Source organism: Pseudomonas sp. S3_B11, assembly GCF_054667715.1.
Map to the genome: position 1 here is coordinate 5,907,951 of NZ_CP162749.1, position 16,200 is coordinate 5,924,150.

Annotated in this window: 15 protein-coding genes; 10 read left to right on the plus strand and 5 right to left on the minus strand. The window is 61.4% G+C overall.

Translation table 11 applies throughout. The features are described from left to right. Positions 1 to 56: 56 nt before the first annotated feature. From AB4O22_RS26435 to AB4O22_RS26480, 10 genes are all read left to right on the plus strand, one after another. On the plus strand, positions 57 to 383 hold the full coding sequence (locus AB4O22_RS26435) for a DOPA 4,5-dioxygenase family protein (protein WP_053161624.1): 327 nt from the start codon (positions 57 to 59) through the stop codon (positions 381 to 383). Positions 384 to 746: 363 nt separating this feature from the next. Continuing rightward, positions 747 to 2,054 (plus strand): CitMHS family transporter, encoded by a 1,308-nt coding sequence (locus AB4O22_RS26440; protein WP_003196275.1) that lies wholly within the window; start codon positions 747 to 749, stop codon positions 2,052 to 2,054. 61 nt (positions 2,055 to 2,115) lie between these two features. Continuing rightward, on the plus strand, positions 2,116 to 2,883 hold the full coding sequence (locus tag AB4O22_RS26445) for a TerC family protein (protein WP_003196274.1): 768 nt from the start codon (positions 2,116 to 2,118) through the stop codon (positions 2,881 to 2,883). A 337-nt stretch (positions 2,884 to 3,220) separates the two neighbouring features. Continuing rightward, positions 3,221 to 4,879, plus strand: coding sequence for a Na/Pi cotransporter family protein (locus AB4O22_RS26450; protein WP_003196273.1), 1,659 nt, complete (start codon positions 3,221 to 3,223; stop codon positions 4,877 to 4,879). A gap of 201 nt (positions 4,880 to 5,080) precedes the next feature. Next, positions 5,081 to 6,472 carry a M16 family metallopeptidase gene (locus tag AB4O22_RS26455; RefSeq protein ID WP_013691957.1) on the plus strand — a complete coding sequence of 464 codons (1,392 nt, stop codon included), beginning with the start codon at positions 5,081 to 5,083 and terminating at the stop codon, positions 6,470 to 6,472. A gap of 224 nt (positions 6,473 to 6,696) precedes the next feature. Beyond that, a complete protein-coding gene (locus tag AB4O22_RS26460; protein ID WP_003196268.1) occupies positions 6,697 to 7,722 on the plus strand; it encodes a DUF5924 family protein in 1,026 nt (341 codons plus the stop codon). A gap of 52 nt (positions 7,723 to 7,774) precedes the next feature. Continuing rightward, positions 7,775 to 8,923, plus strand: a complete 1,149-nt coding sequence (locus AB4O22_RS26465; RefSeq protein WP_027912886.1) for an ABC transporter permease — start codon at positions 7,775 to 7,777, stop codon at positions 8,921 to 8,923. After that, positions 8,920 to 9,723 carry an ABC transporter ATP-binding protein gene (locus AB4O22_RS26470; protein WP_436263208.1) on the plus strand — a complete coding sequence of 268 codons (804 nt, stop codon included), beginning with the start codon at positions 8,920 to 8,922 and terminating at the stop codon, positions 9,721 to 9,723. Before AB4O22_RS26465 ends, AB4O22_RS26470 begins: the two co-directional genes overlap by 4 nt. Before the next feature lies 1 nt (position 9,724). Continuing rightward, positions 9,725 to 10,663, plus strand: a complete 939-nt coding sequence (locus AB4O22_RS26475) for an MlaD family protein (RefSeq protein ID WP_003196260.1) — start codon at positions 9,725 to 9,727, stop codon at positions 10,661 to 10,663. Beyond that, positions 10,660 to 11,295: an ABC-type transport auxiliary lipoprotein family protein gene (locus AB4O22_RS26480; protein WP_460097487.1), complete on the plus strand. Its 636-nt coding sequence runs from the start codon at positions 10,660 to 10,662 to the stop codon at positions 11,293 to 11,295. The genes AB4O22_RS26475 and AB4O22_RS26480 overlap by 4 nt, the downstream gene beginning before the upstream one ends. A gap of 15 nt (positions 11,296 to 11,310) precedes the next feature. Here AB4O22_RS26480 and AB4O22_RS26485 read toward each other — a convergent pair whose 3' ends face one another. From AB4O22_RS26485 to AB4O22_RS26505, 5 genes are all read right to left on the minus strand, one after another. Beyond that, positions 11,311 to 12,540, minus strand: a complete 1,230-nt coding sequence (locus AB4O22_RS26485; RefSeq protein WP_460097488.1) for a nucleoside recognition domain-containing protein — start codon at positions 12,538 to 12,540, stop codon at positions 11,311 to 11,313. Between the two features lie 316 nt (positions 12,541 to 12,856). Further along, positions 12,857 to 14,188, minus strand: coding sequence for a glutamate/aspartate:proton symporter GltP (gene gltP, locus AB4O22_RS26490; RefSeq protein ID WP_003196253.1), 1,332 nt, complete (start codon positions 14,186 to 14,188; stop codon positions 12,857 to 12,859). A 701-nt stretch (positions 14,189 to 14,889) separates the two neighbouring features. Then, positions 14,890 to 15,354: an inhibitor of vertebrate lysozyme family protein gene (locus tag AB4O22_RS26495; protein WP_460097490.1), complete on the minus strand. Its 465-nt coding sequence runs from the start codon at positions 15,352 to 15,354 to the stop codon at positions 14,890 to 14,892. Between the two features lie 2 nt (positions 15,355 to 15,356). Next, positions 15,357 to 15,521 (minus strand): DUF1328 domain-containing protein, encoded by a 165-nt coding sequence (locus tag AB4O22_RS26500; protein WP_003177151.1) that lies wholly within the window; start codon positions 15,519 to 15,521, stop codon positions 15,357 to 15,359. Positions 15,522 to 15,602: 81 nt separating this feature from the next. Beyond that, entirely contained in the window at positions 15,603 to 15,923 is a 321-nt protein-coding gene (locus tag AB4O22_RS26505) for a hypothetical protein (RefSeq protein ID WP_460097491.1), read from the minus strand. Positions 15,924 to 16,200 lie beyond the last annotated feature (277 nt).

A 16,200-nucleotide genomic window follows, 5' to 3' on the forward strand; every position in this document is an offset into this window, starting at 1 on the left:
AAGGCTCTGACCCGCGGCAAACGGCGAGGGTTCGGCCTCTTTTCAAGGAGTGACAGATGCAGCGGATCAAGGGCTACCACGCCCACGTGTATTTCGACGCCCAAACCCTCGACCAGGCGCGGGCCCTGTGCGAGGAAGCGGCGCAATTGTTTCCACTGAAAATGGGCCGCGTCCATCAACGCCCGGTCGGCCCGCATCCGGACTGGAGCTGTCAGCTGGCGTTCGACCCGCAGTACATCGGCGTGGTCTTGCCATGGCTGGCGCTCAATCGCAAAGGCCTGGTGATTTTCCTGCACCCGGAGACCGGCGATGACCTGATCGACCATACCGAGCATGCGATCTGGATGGGCGCGGTGCGGCCGTTGAATCTTTCGGCGTTTTGATTGACCGGTGGGGCACCGATTTTCTGTGGGAGCAAAGCTCGCTCCCACAGGTGAGCTTTGCCCCACAGATAAATTTTGCTCCCACAGATAAGCTTTGCCCCACAGAAAAAACTCCATTGTCTGCAACGAAAGCTTGCTGAAAGCTAGCGCGATTAGGATCACCCCCACTACCGGCAAAAGACCGGTCGGCCAAAGCGAGTTTTCATGACTCGTTCGGCCCTTTTAACAACAACAATGGTGATTCTGATGTCCGCTGCTACCCGTCCCGCTGCACCCACTCCATCCGTCCGTCCCGAGCCTTGCATCCTGCGCTGACCTGTCCGGTTCGCCTTTGCCCGCCGCGCCACGCCTGGAGTATTTCCTATGCTGACTTTCCTTGGCTTCGCCATGGTCATCACGTTCATGTTCCTGATCATGACCAAGCGCCTGTCCGCGCTGATCGCCCTGATCATCATCCCGATCCTGTTCGCCCTGTTCGGTGGCTTTGCGCCGAAAATCGGCCCGATGATGCTCGAAGGCATCACCAAGCTCGCCCCGACCGGGGTGATGCTGATGTTCGCGATTCTGTATTTTGCCCTGATGATCGACTCCGGCCTGTTCGACCCGGCCGTGCGCAAGATCCTCAAGCTGGTCAAGGGCGACCCGTTGAAAGTTTCGGTCGGTACCGCCGTTCTGGCGCTCGTCGTTTCCCTTGATGGTGACGGCGCGACCACTTACATGATCTGCGTGGCCGCGATGCTGCCGCTCTACAGCCGCATCGGCATGAGCCCACGCATCATGGCTGGCCTGATCATCCTCGCCGGCGGCGTGATGAACATGACCCCGTGGGGCGGCCCGACGGCCCGTGCCGCCAGTGCCCTGCACGTGGACCCGTCCGACATCTTCGTGCCGATGATTCCGGCAATGGCCGCCGGTGTGGTGGCGATCCTGCTGATTGCCTACATGTACGGCAAGCGCGAGCGCGCACGCCTGGGTGAATTGCATCTGGTCGGCGATGAAATCGACCACAGCGAAATCAGCGTTTCCCAGTTCCCGGACGCCCGTCGTCCGAAGCTGATCTGGTTCAACGGCGCGTTGACCCTGGGCCTGATGGGCACCCTGATCGCCGGCCTGTTGCCACTGCCGGTGCTGTTCATGGTGGCCTTCAGTATCGCGATGATCGTCAACTACCCTTGCCTGCAACAGCAAAAAGACCGCGTTGCGGCCCACGCTGGCAGCGTGTTGGCGGTGGTCGGGCTGATTTTCGCGGCCGGTATCTTTACCGGTATCCTGTCCGGCACCGGCATGGTCGACGCCATGTCCAAGAGCTTGCTGGCAGTGATCCCGGACTTCCTCGGCCCGTACCTGGCAGTGATTACCGCGCTGGTGAGCATGCCGTTCACGTTCTTCATGTCGAACGATGCATTTTATTACGGGGTGTTACCGGTTCTCGCCGAGGCAGCCAGCCATTACGGCATCACCGCCGTTGAAATGGCCCGTGCCTCCATCGTCGGCCAGCCCGTCCACCTGTTAAGCCCGCTGGTTCCGTCGACCTACCTGCTGGTAGCCTTGGCCGGAATCGAGTTTGGCGACCACCAGCGCTTCACCCTGAAGTGGGCAGTACTGGTTTGCCTGTGCATAATGTTCGCCGCCTTGCTGATGGGGATTTTTCCGCTGTTCAGCACTCTATAAAAGCAATGCCCGCTGCGCCGCCATCAGCGGCGCGGCCTAACACTCGCTCAAAGGAACTCACATGGAATGGCTGACCAACCCGGAAATCTGGGTTGCCTTCTTTACCCTGACCGCCCTGGAAATTGTCCTGGGCATCGATAACATCATCATGATTTCGATCCTGGTCAGCCGCATGCCCAAGCACATGCAGGCGCGCACCCGGATCTTCGGCCTGGCGCTGGCCATGGTCACGCGGATCCTGTTGCTGCTGTCCATCACCTGGGTGATGCGCCTGACCGCCGATTTGTTCGAAGTGTTCGGCCAGGGCATCTCCGGTCGTGACCTGATCCTGTTCTTCGGTGGCCTGTTCCTGCTGTGGAAAAGCTCCCAGGAGATGTACCACGCACTGGAAGGCGAAGATGAAAGCAGCGACGAACCTTCGGGCAAGGGCGGCAACTTCATCTACACCATCATCCAGATCGCGATCATCGACATCGTGTTCTCCCTGGACTCGGTCATTACCGCCGTCGGCATGGTCTCCCATGTACCGGTCATGGTCGCGGCAATCATCGTCGCCGTGCTGGTGATGATGCTGGCTTCGGCCACCATCAGCGAGTTCATCGACAAGCACCCGTCGCTGAAGATGCTGGCGCTGTCGTTCCTGCTGGTGGTCGGTACCGTACTGATCGCCGAGTCGTTCGACGTGCACGTGCCAAAAGGCTACGTCTACTTCGCCATGGCGTTCTCCCTGGCGGTGGAAGCCATCAACATCAAGATGCGCACTGCGATTGCACGCAAGCGCAAGCAGCAGGACCCGGTGAAACTGCGCAAGGATATGCCGGGTCAGTAACGGTACAGGGCAATGAATGAAGGGGCTCTTGGAGCCCCTTTTTCATGCCCGCGAAAAAGTGGCCGGATGCAAAACCTGTGGGAGCGAGCTTGCTCGCGATGGGGCCATGACATCCAACATTATCTTTGACTGTCAGGCCGCTATCGCGAGCAAGCTCGCTCCCACAGGGGGTTTGGTGGTTTTCGAGGGATGTATTTTTATGACGGATTTGTTTCAAACGATTCTTTAGCTGTGCAATGCTGGCGCCCGAACCGTTCGCCAACTACAGCTTAAGTACAAGAAAGAAGAATGTGGCATCGTCAATTTGTCCTTTTGGGACGCTAACAGGGGGCTCCTCATGCTGACCCTGCTGAATTTGCTCTCCGCCGTCGCCCTGCTGATCTGGGGCACGCACATCGTGCGTACCGGCATCTTGCGGGTCTATGGCTCGAACCTGCGCCATGTCATCGGCCAGAACATGTCCCGACGCTGGCTGGCGTTTGTCGCCGGCATCATGGTCACGGCCATGGTCCAGAGCAGCAACGCCACGGCCATGCTCGTCACCTCGTTCGTCGGCCAGGGCCTGATGGCGCTGACCCCGGCCCTGGCGACCATGCTCGGCGCCGATGTCGGCACCGCGCTGATGGCACGGGTGCTGACCCTCGATCTGTCGTGGCTGTCGCCGCTGCTGATTTTCCTCGGGGTGATTTTTTTCCTGTCGCGCAAACAGACCCGCGCCGGGCAAATGGGTCGGGTCGGCATCGGCCTGGGGCTGATCATCCTGGCCTTGCAATTGATCGTCGAAGCCGCGGCGCCCATCACCCATGCCCAGGGCGTGAAAGTGATCTTCGCCTCGCTGACTGGCGACATCCTGCTCGATGCCTTGGTCGGCGCGCTGTTCGCGATGATCTCCTATTCCAGCCTGGCCGCCGTGCTGTTGACCGCGACACTGGCCGGCGCGGCGGTGATCAGCCTGCCGGTGGCCATCGGCCTGGTGATCGGCGCCAACATTGGCAGCGGCGTACTGGCGTTCCTCAGCACCAGCATGCAGAACACCGCCGGGCGCCAGGTGGCGCTGGGCAGCCTGCTGTACAAGCTGATCGGGCTGTTGTTGATCATTCCAGTGCTCGACCCGCTGGTGGGCTGGCTGGACAGCCTGGATTTCAGCCCGCAGGAAACGGTGATTGGGTTCCATCTGCTCTACAACACCGTGCGTTGCCTGGTGCTGCTGCCCAGCGTCGGCCCCATGGCTCGGCTCTGTGCCTGGTTGCTACCGGAACGTCCGGACACCAACGGCACGGCCAAGCCGCGACATCTGGACCCTACCGCCCTCGTCACCCCGAGCCTGGCGCTGGCGAACGCGGCCCGGGAAACCTTGCGCATCGGCGATCTGATCGAAAGCATGCTCGAAGCCATGCTGGACGTGCTGCGGGGTACGCAGACGGCGGTGACCCAGGAAGTGCGTCGCATGAATGACGACGTCGAAGCGTTGTGCAGCGCAATCAAGTTGTACATGGCACAAATGCCCCGCGAGGACCTCAGTGAGCAGGACAGCCGCCGCTGGGCGGAAATCATCGAGCTGGCGATCAACCTCAAGCTGGCCAGCGACCTGATCGAGCGCATGTTGCGCAAGGTCCAGCAGCAGAAGACCTCGCAACGTCGGTCGTTTTCCGAGGTAGGCCTGGAGGAGTTGGCGGGCCTGCACAGCCACTTGATCGCCAACCTGCGACTGGGGCTGTCGGTATTCCTCAGTGCCGACCGGGAAAGCGCCCGGCAGTTGCTGCGTGAGAAACGTCGCTTTCGGGCGCAGGAACGGCGCATGGCCCATGCCCACGTCAGCCGCCTGCAGCGCAAGGTCGTGCAAAGCCTGGAGACCAGTTCCCTGCACCTGGAGCTGATCGCCGACATGAGGCGCCTCAATTCGCTGTTTTGCGGCAGTGCCTATGTGGTCCTGGAGACCGCCGAGATCGGTGCGCTGGCGGCAGATGAAATTTCCGACATTACCCATTCGCCGTGAACGACTGGCGCGTTGGTCAGTCAGTAACAATGTCTGCCAGTACAAAGGCTCGGGCCTGAAACCGTTCGCTGGCCCGCCTGCTCCCGTTGTCATGAACACCGCATAGATTCGATAGGGGGAGCGAGCCGACTCCGGGCGACGATCCGCCGATGACGGCCTGCCCGGCACCATGGACCTCCACTCAGCCGCCAGGAAGCCCTTATGCGTTGTCTGTTGCTCGCCTTTCTTTTGCTCGGTTCACTGCCCGCGGTCGCCCTGGACCGGTTCCAGGTCGAAGGCTATATGTTGCCCAACGGCATGCAGTTGATACTCAAGCCGGGCAGCGAGCGCGGGCATGTGGCGATCCGCTTGGTGGTCGGCGTGGGCCTGGACGACTTCAGTTGCGCCGACAAGGAACTGCCGCATCTGCTCGAACACCTGCTGTTCAGTGGCGTCGATGAGGGCGGTGAAGGTGGCCTGGAAGAGCGCATGCAGGCCTTGGGTGGCGAGTGGAATGCCTTCACGAGCAACGCCGACACCACGTTCGTCATCGAGGCGCCGGCGCGCAATCAACGCAAGGTCCTGGACCTGTTGCTGGCGCTGTTGACCCGCACCCGTATCGATGAAAAAGCCCTGGAGGCGGCCAAGCGGGTGGTGGAACGCGAGGATGGTGGCCACTACACCCACCTGCAACGCTGGCTCGATCATCAGGACCTGGGCCACAAGGCCAGCAACCAGCTGGCGGTTGAGTTGGGCCTGCGCTGCGCGGAACGGGCCGAGGTAGAACGCCATACCCTCGCCCGCCTCGAACAAGTGCGCAAGGACTGGTATGCACCGAACAACATGACCCTGATCGTGGTTGGCGACCTCGACCGACTGTTGCCGGCCTACCTGGAACGCGCCTTTGGCGAACTCGAGCCGGTGGAGCCCAGCCCACACGAGGCGCTGCCACAGATCCGCTACAAGGCAGTCACCAAGCGCAACCTGATCCATGGCCTGGTCGGCAACAGCGCCAAGCTTCATTGGCTGTTCCCGGAGCCGGTGCTGGATGAGCAGCATGACGAAACCTTCGACCTGCTCAAGGATTACCTGGACTGGGCGCTCTATCGCCAATTGCGCCTGGCCAGTGGCTTGTCCTACGGACCGTGGACCGAGCGCGAGGTGTTCGGCGGCGTTGGCTTCTTCAGCCTGAACGCAGACCTGTCCCGCGAAGACTTGCCCGAAGCCGAACAGGCGCTGGAAGAACTGCGCAAGAGATTGCTCAAGGATGGCCTGGACCCCGCCGATTTCGTGCGCATCAAGCGCGCGGCCATTGCCCATCAGTCCTGGGCGGTTCAAGGCAACAGCGCACTGGCCGATTACTACTGGGGTGCCCTGGGCGATTATGAAGACGGCCGCTTCGCCAACCCGGCCCTGCGCCTGCAGGAAGTGAGCCTGGAGCAGGCCAACGTGGCCCTGCGCGAACTGCTCAAGGACCCGGGTTACCTGCGCATCGAGAAGCCGTTGCTCAGTGACGATGAGCTCGTCTGGGGGCTGGGCGGTCTGCTGGGGTTGCTGTTGCTTGGGTTGGTGGTGTGGCAGGTGCGCCGGCGGGCCCGGCCGAACGAAGAGTGATTTCGTGGCGGCACACATTTGTGGCGAAGGCATCTGTCTGCTGTGTGGGAGCAAGGCTTGCCCGCGATGGACGCGACGCGGTCTTTCAGAAACCGAGGCGCCTGTTTCGCGAGAAAGCTTTGCTCCCACAGCAAATCCCACTTGCCACAAGAGCACTCGTCACATCGATGTCCTGACGATACTCTGTCAGGGATATTTCCTACGACTTACTGTGAAACCACCGAATGCAAAACCTGACTCTCTACATCCAGCGCATCCTTGAACTGATGAAGCGCTATCCAGGGGTCATCGCGCTCGGTGGTTTCATCTCCGGGGTCGGCAGTTTCATGCTGGTCGACCGCCAGCAGGGCCTGGCGACCTGGATCGCCATCATGATGCTGGTGAGCTGGCTCTGGCTGATGGTCGAGAACAGCATGACCCGGCTGTTCGCGCGGATTTTCAAACGGGAAATCCCCCAGCCGCTGTTGCGCTACGCCACGCAGATGATTCACCAGGAAAGCCTGTTTTTCGTCCTGCCGTTTTTCTTCATCACCACCACCTGGAACAGCAGCCAGCTGATTTTCACCGGCCTGCTGACGATCGCGGCGCTGATTTCGATCACCGACCCGCTGTACTACAAATGGCTGGCGCCCCGGCGCTGGGCGTTCCTGGCGTTGCACACGCTGACGCTGTTCGCCGCCCTGCTCACCGCGCTGCCGGTGATCCTGCACCTGACCACCGACCAGAGCTTCAAGCTGGCGCTGGGCATTGCCATGCTGCTGTCGTTTCCCAGCCTGGCCTCGATCTTCCCGATCCGCACCGTGCGCAACGCCCTGGCGATCCTGTGCATCACCCTGGGGATTGGTGCCGCCGGCTGGGTGCTGCGCTCCTGGGTGCCACCGGCCACGCTGTGGATGACCGAAGTGGCGATCAGCACCCAACTGGAAGACCGCACGCCGGGCGCCAGCCTCAAGGAAGTCAGTGCGGCCCAGATCCGTGGCAACGGCCTGTACGCCTACACGGCCATCAACGCGCCGCGAGGGCTTGATGAGCGGATTTATCACGTCTGGCAGTTCAACGGTAAAGAAGTCGATCGCATCGCCCTGGACATCCACGGCGGGCGCAAGGAAGGCTATCGCGCCTGGACCCACAAGCAGAACTTCCCGCAAGACCCGACGGGTAAATGGCAAGTGCGGGTGCTGACGGAAAATGGCCAGATGATCGGCGTGCTGCGTTTCAACGTGAGCGCTGACGCACCCGAGGCAAAATAACGGCGGTCGTGCTATTAGGTAGCGCTGTTCAAGTCGAACGAGCATGGAGCTTATGACCCCCGGATCCCACACTGGCACTGCCCGGCTGGACACGTCTCGCTCTCCGGCGCAGCTCTGGGTCGGCGGCGACTGGACGCTGGCCCATTACGCACAGCTCAAGCGCTTGAGCGAGTCCTTGCGCGGCCAATACGACGAGAACACCCTGATCGACCTCAACGGCCTCGGCGCCCTCGACACCGCCGGGGCTTCGTTGCTGGTGGAGCTGCTGGGCTCCGAACGGCTGGGCAAGACCACCGAGCACCCCGATTGCAGCTTGCCGGCCGCCGAGCGGGCGCTGTTGCAGACGGTCTATTGCTCGCTGACGGACTTCTGTGTGCCGGTGAAGGAGCCGCAGGTCGGCGTGCTGACACAGCTGCTGACGCGTATCGGCCGCGCGGTGGAAAAAATCTGGCAAGACACTCTGCAACTGCTGGGTTTTGTCGGCCTGATCCTGGAAACCCTGGCCCGCAACCTGCTTCGCCCCAGGCGCTGGCGCATGACACCGATGGTCGTTCACATCGAACAGACCGGCCTGGACGCCGCCCCCATCGTCGCCCTGCTGACGTTTTTGGTGGGCGCAGTGGTGGCGTTTCTCGGCGCGACGGTATTGGCCGATTTCGGCGCCAGCATCTTTACCGTGGACCTGGTGGCGTTCTCGTTCCTGCGCGAATTCGGCGTATTGCTGACGGCGATTCTCATGGCGGGCCGCACCGCCAGCGCGTTCACCGCGCAGATCGGCTCGATGAAGGCCAACGAAGAAATCGACGCGATCCGCACCCTGGGCCTCGATCCGGTCGAGTTGCTGGTGATTCCACGGGTGCTGGCGCTGTTGGTGGCGCTGCCGATGCTGACCTTCCTGGCCATGCTCTCGGGCATTATCGGGGGCGGCGTGGTCTGCGCTTTGTCGCTGGGCATTTCCCCGGCCATGTTCCTGACGCTGTTGCAGTCGGACATTGGCGTGCAGCATTTCCTGGTGGGGATGGTCAAGGCGCCGATCTTTGCCTTCCTGATCGCTGCCGTGGGCTGCCTGGAAGGTTTCAAGGTCAGTGGCAGTGCCGAATCGGTCGGGGCTCACACCACGTCCAGCGTGGTGCAGTCGATTTTCGTAGTGATTGTTCTCGATGCCGTGGCCGCGCTGTTTTTCATGGAGATGAACTGGTGAGCCAACCCTTGCGACCGCCCTCCGAGGCAGTGATTCAAGTGCGCGGCCTGTGCAATCGCTTTGGCCGCCAGAGCGTGCATGAAAACCTCGACCTGGACGTGTACAAGGGCGAGATCCTTGCCGTGGTCGGCGGCTCCGGCAGCGGCAAATCGGTGCTGCTGCGCAGCATCATCGGCCTGAACCGGCCCAGCGAGGGTTCTGTGCGGGTGTTCGGCGAAGACTTGCCGAGCCTGCCCCCGGAACAACGTTCGCGGGTGGAACGGCGCTTTGGCGTGTTGTTCCAGAAAGGCGCGCTGTTCTCGTCATTGACCGTGACAGAAAACGTCGCGCTGCCGCTGATTGAACACGCCGGGCTCAGCCGGGCCGACGCCGAGCACTTGGCGGCGGTGAAGCTGGCCTTGGCCGGCCTGCCGTTATCGGCCGCCGACAAATACCCCGCCTCGCTGTCCGGCGGCATGATCAAGCGCGCCGCCCTGGCCCGTGCGCTGGCCCTGGACCCGGACATCCTGTTTCTCGACGAACCCACCGCCGGCCTTGATCCCATCGGTGCGGCGGCGTTCGACCAGTTGATCCTGACACTGCGCGATGCCCTGGGCCTGAGCGTGTTCCTGGTCACTCACGACCTGGACACCCTCTACACCATCACCGACCGGGTGGCGGTGCTGGCGCAGAAAAAAGTACTGGTGGCCGATGTCATCGACAAGGTGTCGGAAACCGACGACGCCTGGATTCACGAATACTTCCATGGCCCTCGCGGCCGCGCGGCGTTATCGGCCGCTACACAATCCAACGAGGTTTGACATGGAAACCCGAGCCCATCATGTGCTGATCGGCCTGTTCACCGTCATTGTGGTGGCTGGCGCCCTGTTGTTTGGTCTGTGGCTGGCCAAGTCCAACGTGGACAGCGAATTCAAGTATTACGAAGTGGTGTTCAACGAGGCGGTCAGCGGGTTGTCCCGGGGCAGCTCGGTGGAGTACAGCGGGATCAAGGTCGGCGACGTCGTCAACCTGCGCCTGGACCCGAACGACCCGCGTCGAGTGTTGGCGCGGGTGCGCTTGAGTGGGGAAACACCGGTCAAGCAAGACACCCAGGCCAAGCTGGCACTGACCGGCATCACCGGCACCTCGATTATCCAGCTCAGCGGCGGCACGCCCCAGAGCCCGGTGCTGACGGGGCACGATGGGGAACCGCCGGTGATCATCGCCGCGCCCTCGCCTATCGCCCGCCTGCTCAACAACAGCGATGACTTGATGACCAGCATCAACCTGCTGCTGCACAACGCCAATGAGGTGTTTTCCTCGGACAACGTCCAAAGCCTGGGCAAGACGCTGGAACACTTGGAACAAACCACGGGGGTCATTGCCGAGCAGCGCGGCGATATTCGCCAGGCCATGCAGCAACTGGCGTCCATCGGCAAACAGGCCAGCGCCACGCTGGAACAGACCACGGCGTTGATGCGCAACGCCAATGGTTTGCTCAACGACCAGGGCAAACAGGCGTTCGGCAACGCCGGCCAGGCCATGCAATCCCTGGCGCGCAGCACCGCGACCCTCGACAAACTGCTGAACGACAACCGCGACTCGTTGAATAACGGCATGCAGGGCCTCAATGCCCTGGCGCCAGCCGTGCGTGAACTGCGCGAAACCCTGAGCGCCCTGCGGGGGATCTCCCGGCGCCTGGATGCCAACCCCAGCGGCTATTTGCTGGGCAATGACAAGGACAAGGAGTTCACGCCATGAAGCCGTCCAACCGGTTTATCCGCCCTCTTCTCTTGCTGGCAGGATTTGTCCTGGCGGGCGGTTGCTCGATTTTGCCCAAGGCCGAACCTTCGGATGTGTATCGCCTGCCCGCCACCCAGGCCCCCGCATCTGCGGGCGCGGCGGTGAGCTGGTCGCTGCGTCTGGCCAGTCCCCAGGCCAGCGAGGTGCTCAACAGCCCGAAAATCGCGGTGATCCCCCAGGGCAATCTGTTCAGCAGCTACGCCGCCTCGCGCTGGAGCGACCCGGCCCCGGTGTTGTTGCGCAACCGCCTGCTCGATGGCTTCGCCCAGGATGGACGCGTCAGGCTGTTGAGCGTCGCCGACAGCAACCTGCAAGCGGACCTGGAGCTGGGCGGACAATTGCAGGCGTTCCAGACCGAATACCAGGGCACTGCGGCCAGCGTGGTGATTCGCCTGGACGCGCTGCTGGTGCGCGGCTTCGACCAGCGCATCCTGGCCAGTCGCCGTTTTGAAGTGCGCCAGCCATTGAGCGATGCGAAAGTGCCGGCGGTGGTGGACGGCTTTGGTCGGGCCGGCGACCGGCTGACGGCCGAAGTGGTGGCCTGGGCAGTGGAGCAAGGCCAGCGTTTCGCAACGCCGACACCTTACTGAAGACTCGATTGGGGTTCAGCCGAAGAACCAGTAGCAAACCCCAATCGCCGCCACGACCCCGGAGAATTCGGCCAGCAGCGCACACCCCACTGCATGGCGCGCCCGCTGGATGCCCACGGCGCCGAAATACACCGCCAGCACGTAGAACGTGGTCTCGGTGCTGCCCTGGATGGTCGCCGCCACCAGGGCCGGGAAGCTGTCCACGCCAGAGGTCTTCATGGTCTCGATCAGCATCGCCCGGGCGGCGCTGCCGGAGAACGGCTTGACCATGGCGGTCGGCAAGGCATCGACGAAGCGCGTGTCCCAGCCGGCCCACTGCACCAGGTGCCGGACGCCGTCCAGGCCGAAATCAAGCGCTCCCGAAGCCCGCAGCACACCCACGGCGCAAAGCATGGCTACCAGGTATGGCAGCAACGTCTTGGCGACGTCGAAGCCCTCCTTGGCGCCCTCGATGAAGGCTTCATACACCTTGACCTTGCGCAGGGCACCCACCACCAGGAACACAATGATCAAGCCGAACAACGTCAGGTTGCCCAGGATCGATGACAACCCCGCCAGCGCCGTGGCCGAGAGCGTCGCCAGCAGCGCCATGAAACCGCCCAGCGCCAGCGCGCCCGGGATCAGATAAGCCAGCACCACCGGATCCCACAACCGCAGGCGCTGCATGAACGCCACCGACAGCAGCCCCATCAGGGTCGAGGCGCTGGTGGCGAGCAGGATCGGCAGGAACACCAGGGTCGGGTCGGGCGCGCCTTGCTGCGCGCGGTACATGAAGATGGTCACCGGCAGCAGCGTCAGCGACGAGGCGTTGAGCACCAGGAACAGAATCTGCGCATTGCTGGCGATGGTCGGGCTGGGGTTGAGGTCTTGCAGGGCGCGCATGGCCTTGAGGCCGATGGGGGTGGCCGCGTTGTCCAGTCCCAGGCCGTTGGCGGCGAAGTTGAGGGTGATCAGGCCGATCGCCGGGTGGCCGGCAGGCACTTCCGGCATCAAGCGCAGGAACAACGGCCCTAGGGCCTTGGCCAGCCAGTCGACGATGCCGGCTTTTTCAGCGATGCGCAGGAAGCCCAGCCACAGGGTCAGGGTGCCGAACAGCAGGACCATCACCTCCACCGACAGCTTGGCCATGGCGAAAATGCTTTCCACCATGGCCGCGAAGATCCCGGCATTGCCGCCGATCAACCACTGCGCCAGCGCCGACACGGCAGCCACGATAAAGAAGCCAAGCCACAGGCCATTGAGCATCGGTCAAATCCCCCGGAAGATGCCGCGAATGATAGCGGGGCTGGCAGAAACGACAAACCCCGGATTTCTCCGGGGTTTGCTTGGCACTGCGCAGATGATCAACGAACACCCTGTGGAAGACCCTGTGGGAGCCGGGGTTGTTCAGAATCTTTGCACCTGACAAAAATTCCTGTGGGAGCCGAGCTTGCTCGCGATGACGTCGGATCAGTCAGCATTGATGTTGGCAGACACACCGCAATCGCGAGCAAGCTCGGCTCCCACAATGGCCGGGGTTGTTCAGGCTCTTTGCTGCTGGCCCGAACTCCCACAATGGATCTCAACGGCTGGAAGTTTCCCCCGCCGGCAGCGGCTCTTTGCTGCGCCAGTGCGGCAGGGAGTTCCAGTAGCGCTGGCCCTTGGCATCGTCGTACATGCCTTCCCAGCGGGAGATGACCAGCACGGCCAGGGCATTGCCAATGACGTTCAGGGCGGTACGGGCCATGTCCATGATGCGGTCGACACCGGCGATGAAGGCCAGCCCTTCCAGCGGAATGCCCACGCTGCCCAAGGTCGCCAGCAGCACCACGAACGACACGCCCGGCACGCCGGCGATGCCTTTGGAGGTGACCATCAAGGTCAACACCAACAGCAATTGCTGGCTGATGGACAGATCGATGCCGTACAACTGGGCGATGAAAATCGCCGCGATGCTCTGGTACAGGGTCGAACCGTCGAGGTTGAACGAATAACCGGTGGGCACCACGAAGCTGCAGATGGCTTTCGGCGCGCCGTAGGCTTCCATCTTCTCGATCACGCGCGGCAGCACGGTTTCGGAACTGGCGGTGGAATAGGCCAGCACCAGCTCATCCTTGAAGATGCGCATCAGCTTGAGCACCGAGAAGCCGAACAGGCGGGCGATCAGGCCCAGCACCACGAAGGCGAAGAAGGCGATGGCGACGTAAACCAGGATCACCAGTTTCGCCAGAGGCAGCAGCGACGCGAAGCCGAAGTTGGCGACTGTCACCGCGATCAGGGCGAACACGCCGATCGGGGCGTATTGCATGATCATGTGGGTGACCTTGAACATGCTTTCCGACACGCCCTGGAACATTTTCACCAGCGGATCGCGCAGGTCCGATTGCAGGCTGGACAGGCCCAGGCCGAACAATACGGAGAAGAAAATGATCGGCAGCATCTCGCCACGCGCAACGGCGGCGAAGATGTTCGACGGGATCAGGTTGAGGATGGTCTGGATGAACGCATGCTCATGCTGGACTTCCGCGGCCGTGGCCTGGTACTTGGAAATATCCACAGTGCCCAGGGTGCTCATGTCGATACCGCTGCCCGGCTGGAAGAAGTTGGCCAGCAGCAGGCCGACGACGATGGCGATGGTGGTGACGACTTCGAAGTAAAGGATGGTCTTGAGACCGATGCGCCCGAGCTTCTTGGCATCACCGACCCCGGCAATGCCGACGATCAGCGAGGAAATCACGATCGGGATCACGATCATCTTGATCAGACGGATAAAGATATCGCCCGCCGGTTGCAGCACATTGCTGATCCACCAGGCCTTCTCGGCACTGAAATGGTTGAGCAGCGCGCCCAATGCAATCCCGAGCACCAGACCGATGAGGATCTGCCAGGCGAGGCTTAGTCGTGCCTTCTTCATATTGTTACCCTTACTTCAGTTGGACTCGGACAGTGGCGCGAACGGATCGTCGATGACGAAAAACATTCATGCCCCTGCCCCCGTATAAGGTCACCCCGAGCGCGTTAGCGGCTTACTGGCAGGCGAAAAAAGGCGCAACTATTGCGATGCAAGGGGGGCTCGTCTAATGCCGTAAACGCCTACCCTATGCCGAATCGGCATGAGATTTTTCAAACGAAACCCGTCTTTCACGCGGTTCGAATACGACATTTATGCAGGCATAAGTGCCGTGAACCGGCCATTTCAGCGTAGCTGGGCTTTCTCTCGCAAGTGTGGGGAACCGATGAAACGGCAGCGAATCGAGACGCGGCCCATGGGAGAAATTGCCTCGGCATTCTCCGATATACGGTCAACAAATGGGGGATAAATCGGCGGGAGGAGACAAAATGCCGCATCGCGGAGCGAATTGCAGCGGCCAATCGACCAACCGCTCTGACCCGCGTCTTTGCGTCACGAAGCTCTACGCAAGTTCGCCAAGCCGTGATGACTTTGCGAACTTGCGTCGCAGCTTTTACCTGACCCGGCCCTTTCGCAGGCACCCCTTGTGCCCGTAGGTCACTCCGACTTTCATCAGTCAGAACGTCCCAGCCCCCTGGTCATGCACCGGCCCTCCTCGGGCTGTGCAGCAGAGAAAAGCAGGGCTGCTTTTCCCATTTTCAGAATCAGTACCAGTTCGGATCTTTCTTGAGTTGTTCCATTAGCAGTTTCTGCATACCTTCATCGGGCTTGCCGAGGAAACGGTAGTCGGCATGGCGCGTCGGAGACTTGTCGGCCGGCAGCCCGGCTGGGACTTCCACCAACATGGCATAGGCCTCGTCCTTGTCGAAACTGAAGGCAACGATCAGGCGCTTGCTGCGACACGTTGCCTGGGTTTCACACAGTGGCCCCACCAGATACTTGTCGCCATCTTCCTCGACAGCATTCATCTGGTCCGAATCGCCCGACAGGTTCATCACCCATTCGGGCAGCCGTTCTTCTTTTTTCACGACGTGCTGCCAGGTCTCGCGGTATTGCGGGCCGGCCTCCAGCAACTGGTTGACGCGCATCTGTCCGTCATTGGCAGCCATTGCCATGGCACTGCCGCCCAGCAACAGGGCGGCGGCCAGTCCTTTAAATGAAACGCTCATGGTCAGCCTCGGCCACGACGGCCAAAGAAGAAGGAAGCGATGAACATCACCAGGAACACAACAAAGAGAATCTTGGCGATGCCCGTGGCGGTGCCTGCGATACCACCGAAGCCCAGTACGGCGGCGATGATGGCAATGATCAGGAAAGTAATTGCCCAGCTCAACATGGTGATTCTCCTTACGCTTTTCTATTTAGTGAAGGTCTTGCGGTGATGGTTCCGGCGCAATGGACGACCGGTTCATCGGGGTTAAAACACCCAGCGCTCTTCACGCGGCATGGCGTTCAATGGCTGAGATTGGTCGACATCCATCATGCGCATTGAAGCGGACGCTTCTTCAAGGCTGCTGACGGCGCTGAAATGGGTTTGTGGGGCACGGTGAATCGACACCTGCGGTGCTTCGGGCTGTTGGCTTTCATGCCAGAGCAACCATTGCTGGCCTGTTACGAGGGTGACCAGCAGCGCCAGGGCAGCCCATACGCCCTGCTGGACGTGCAGGGACGAGAGGCGCAATTGGGCGGCATTTATAAAGTGGGCGGAGCCAAACTGAGCGACACTTTGACGATTCATCCTGGAATTCCTCCCCACCCGAGTGCGGTGATCTGGTTGAGGCGCATTAACGCCACGTTGACCAGAGCATTGCAGTCGCCGTGCCAGGATTTTTTGTTAAGCAAAATCCTTTAAAATCAATAAGTTAATTAATACATGCAACGTACCGGGAGCGCATCCTGCACGATGGCGCAAGCGGCAGTCGTGCGTATTGCACGAATACCGGAGAAAAGGCGTAAGGTGGTTTTGGAATTTCCTGTCAGACACAGCCGTCGGAATCAGCGATGCGAACCGTCCG

What these genes read in the sequence shown, in the direction of transcription:
- AB4O22_RS26435 (WP_053161624.1), top strand. Translation starts at nt 57, where the DNA reads ATGCAGCGGATCAAGGGCTACCACGCCCACGTGTATTTCGACGCCCAA.
- AB4O22_RS26465 (WP_027912886.1), top strand. Translation starts at nt 7,775, where the DNA reads ATGACCCCCGGATCCCACACTGGCACTGCCCGGCTGGACACGTCTCGC.
- AB4O22_RS26450 (WP_003196273.1), top strand. Translation starts at nt 3,221, where the DNA reads ATGCTGACCCTGCTGAATTTGCTCTCCGCCGTCGCCCTGCTGATCTGG.
- AB4O22_RS26455 (WP_013691957.1), top strand. Translation starts at nt 5,081, where the DNA reads ATGCGTTGTCTGTTGCTCGCCTTTCTTTTGCTCGGTTCACTGCCCGCG.
- AB4O22_RS26505 (WP_460097491.1), bottom strand. Translation starts at nt 15,923, where the DNA reads ATGAATCGTCAAAGTGTCGCTCAGTTTGGCTCCGCCCACTTTATAAAT.
- AB4O22_RS26485 (WP_460097488.1), bottom strand. Translation starts at nt 12,540, where the DNA reads ATGCTCAATGGCCTGTGGCTTGGCTTCTTTATCGTGGCTGCCGTGTCG.
- AB4O22_RS26475 (WP_003196260.1), top strand. Translation starts at nt 9,725, where the DNA reads ATGGAAACCCGAGCCCATCATGTGCTGATCGGCCTGTTCACCGTCATT.
- AB4O22_RS26495 (WP_460097490.1), bottom strand. Translation starts at nt 15,354, where the DNA reads ATGAGCGTTTCATTTAAAGGACTGGCCGCCGCCCTGTTGCTGGGCGGC.
- AB4O22_RS26440 (WP_003196275.1), top strand. Translation starts at nt 747, where the DNA reads ATGCTGACTTTCCTTGGCTTCGCCATGGTCATCACGTTCATGTTCCTG.
- AB4O22_RS26460 (WP_003196268.1), top strand. Translation starts at nt 6,697, where the DNA reads ATGCAAAACCTGACTCTCTACATCCAGCGCATCCTTGAACTGATGAAG.
- AB4O22_RS26480 (WP_460097487.1), top strand. Translation starts at nt 10,660, where the DNA reads ATGAAGCCGTCCAACCGGTTTATCCGCCCTCTTCTCTTGCTGGCAGGA.
- AB4O22_RS26445 (WP_003196274.1), top strand. Translation starts at nt 2,116, where the DNA reads ATGGAATGGCTGACCAACCCGGAAATCTGGGTTGCCTTCTTTACCCTG.
- gltP (WP_003196253.1), bottom strand. Translation starts at nt 14,188, where the DNA reads ATGAAGAAGGCACGACTAAGCCTCGCCTGGCAGATCCTCATCGGTCTG.
- AB4O22_RS26500 (WP_003177151.1), bottom strand. Translation starts at nt 15,521, where the DNA reads ATGTTGAGCTGGGCAATTACTTTCCTGATCATTGCCATCATCGCCGCC.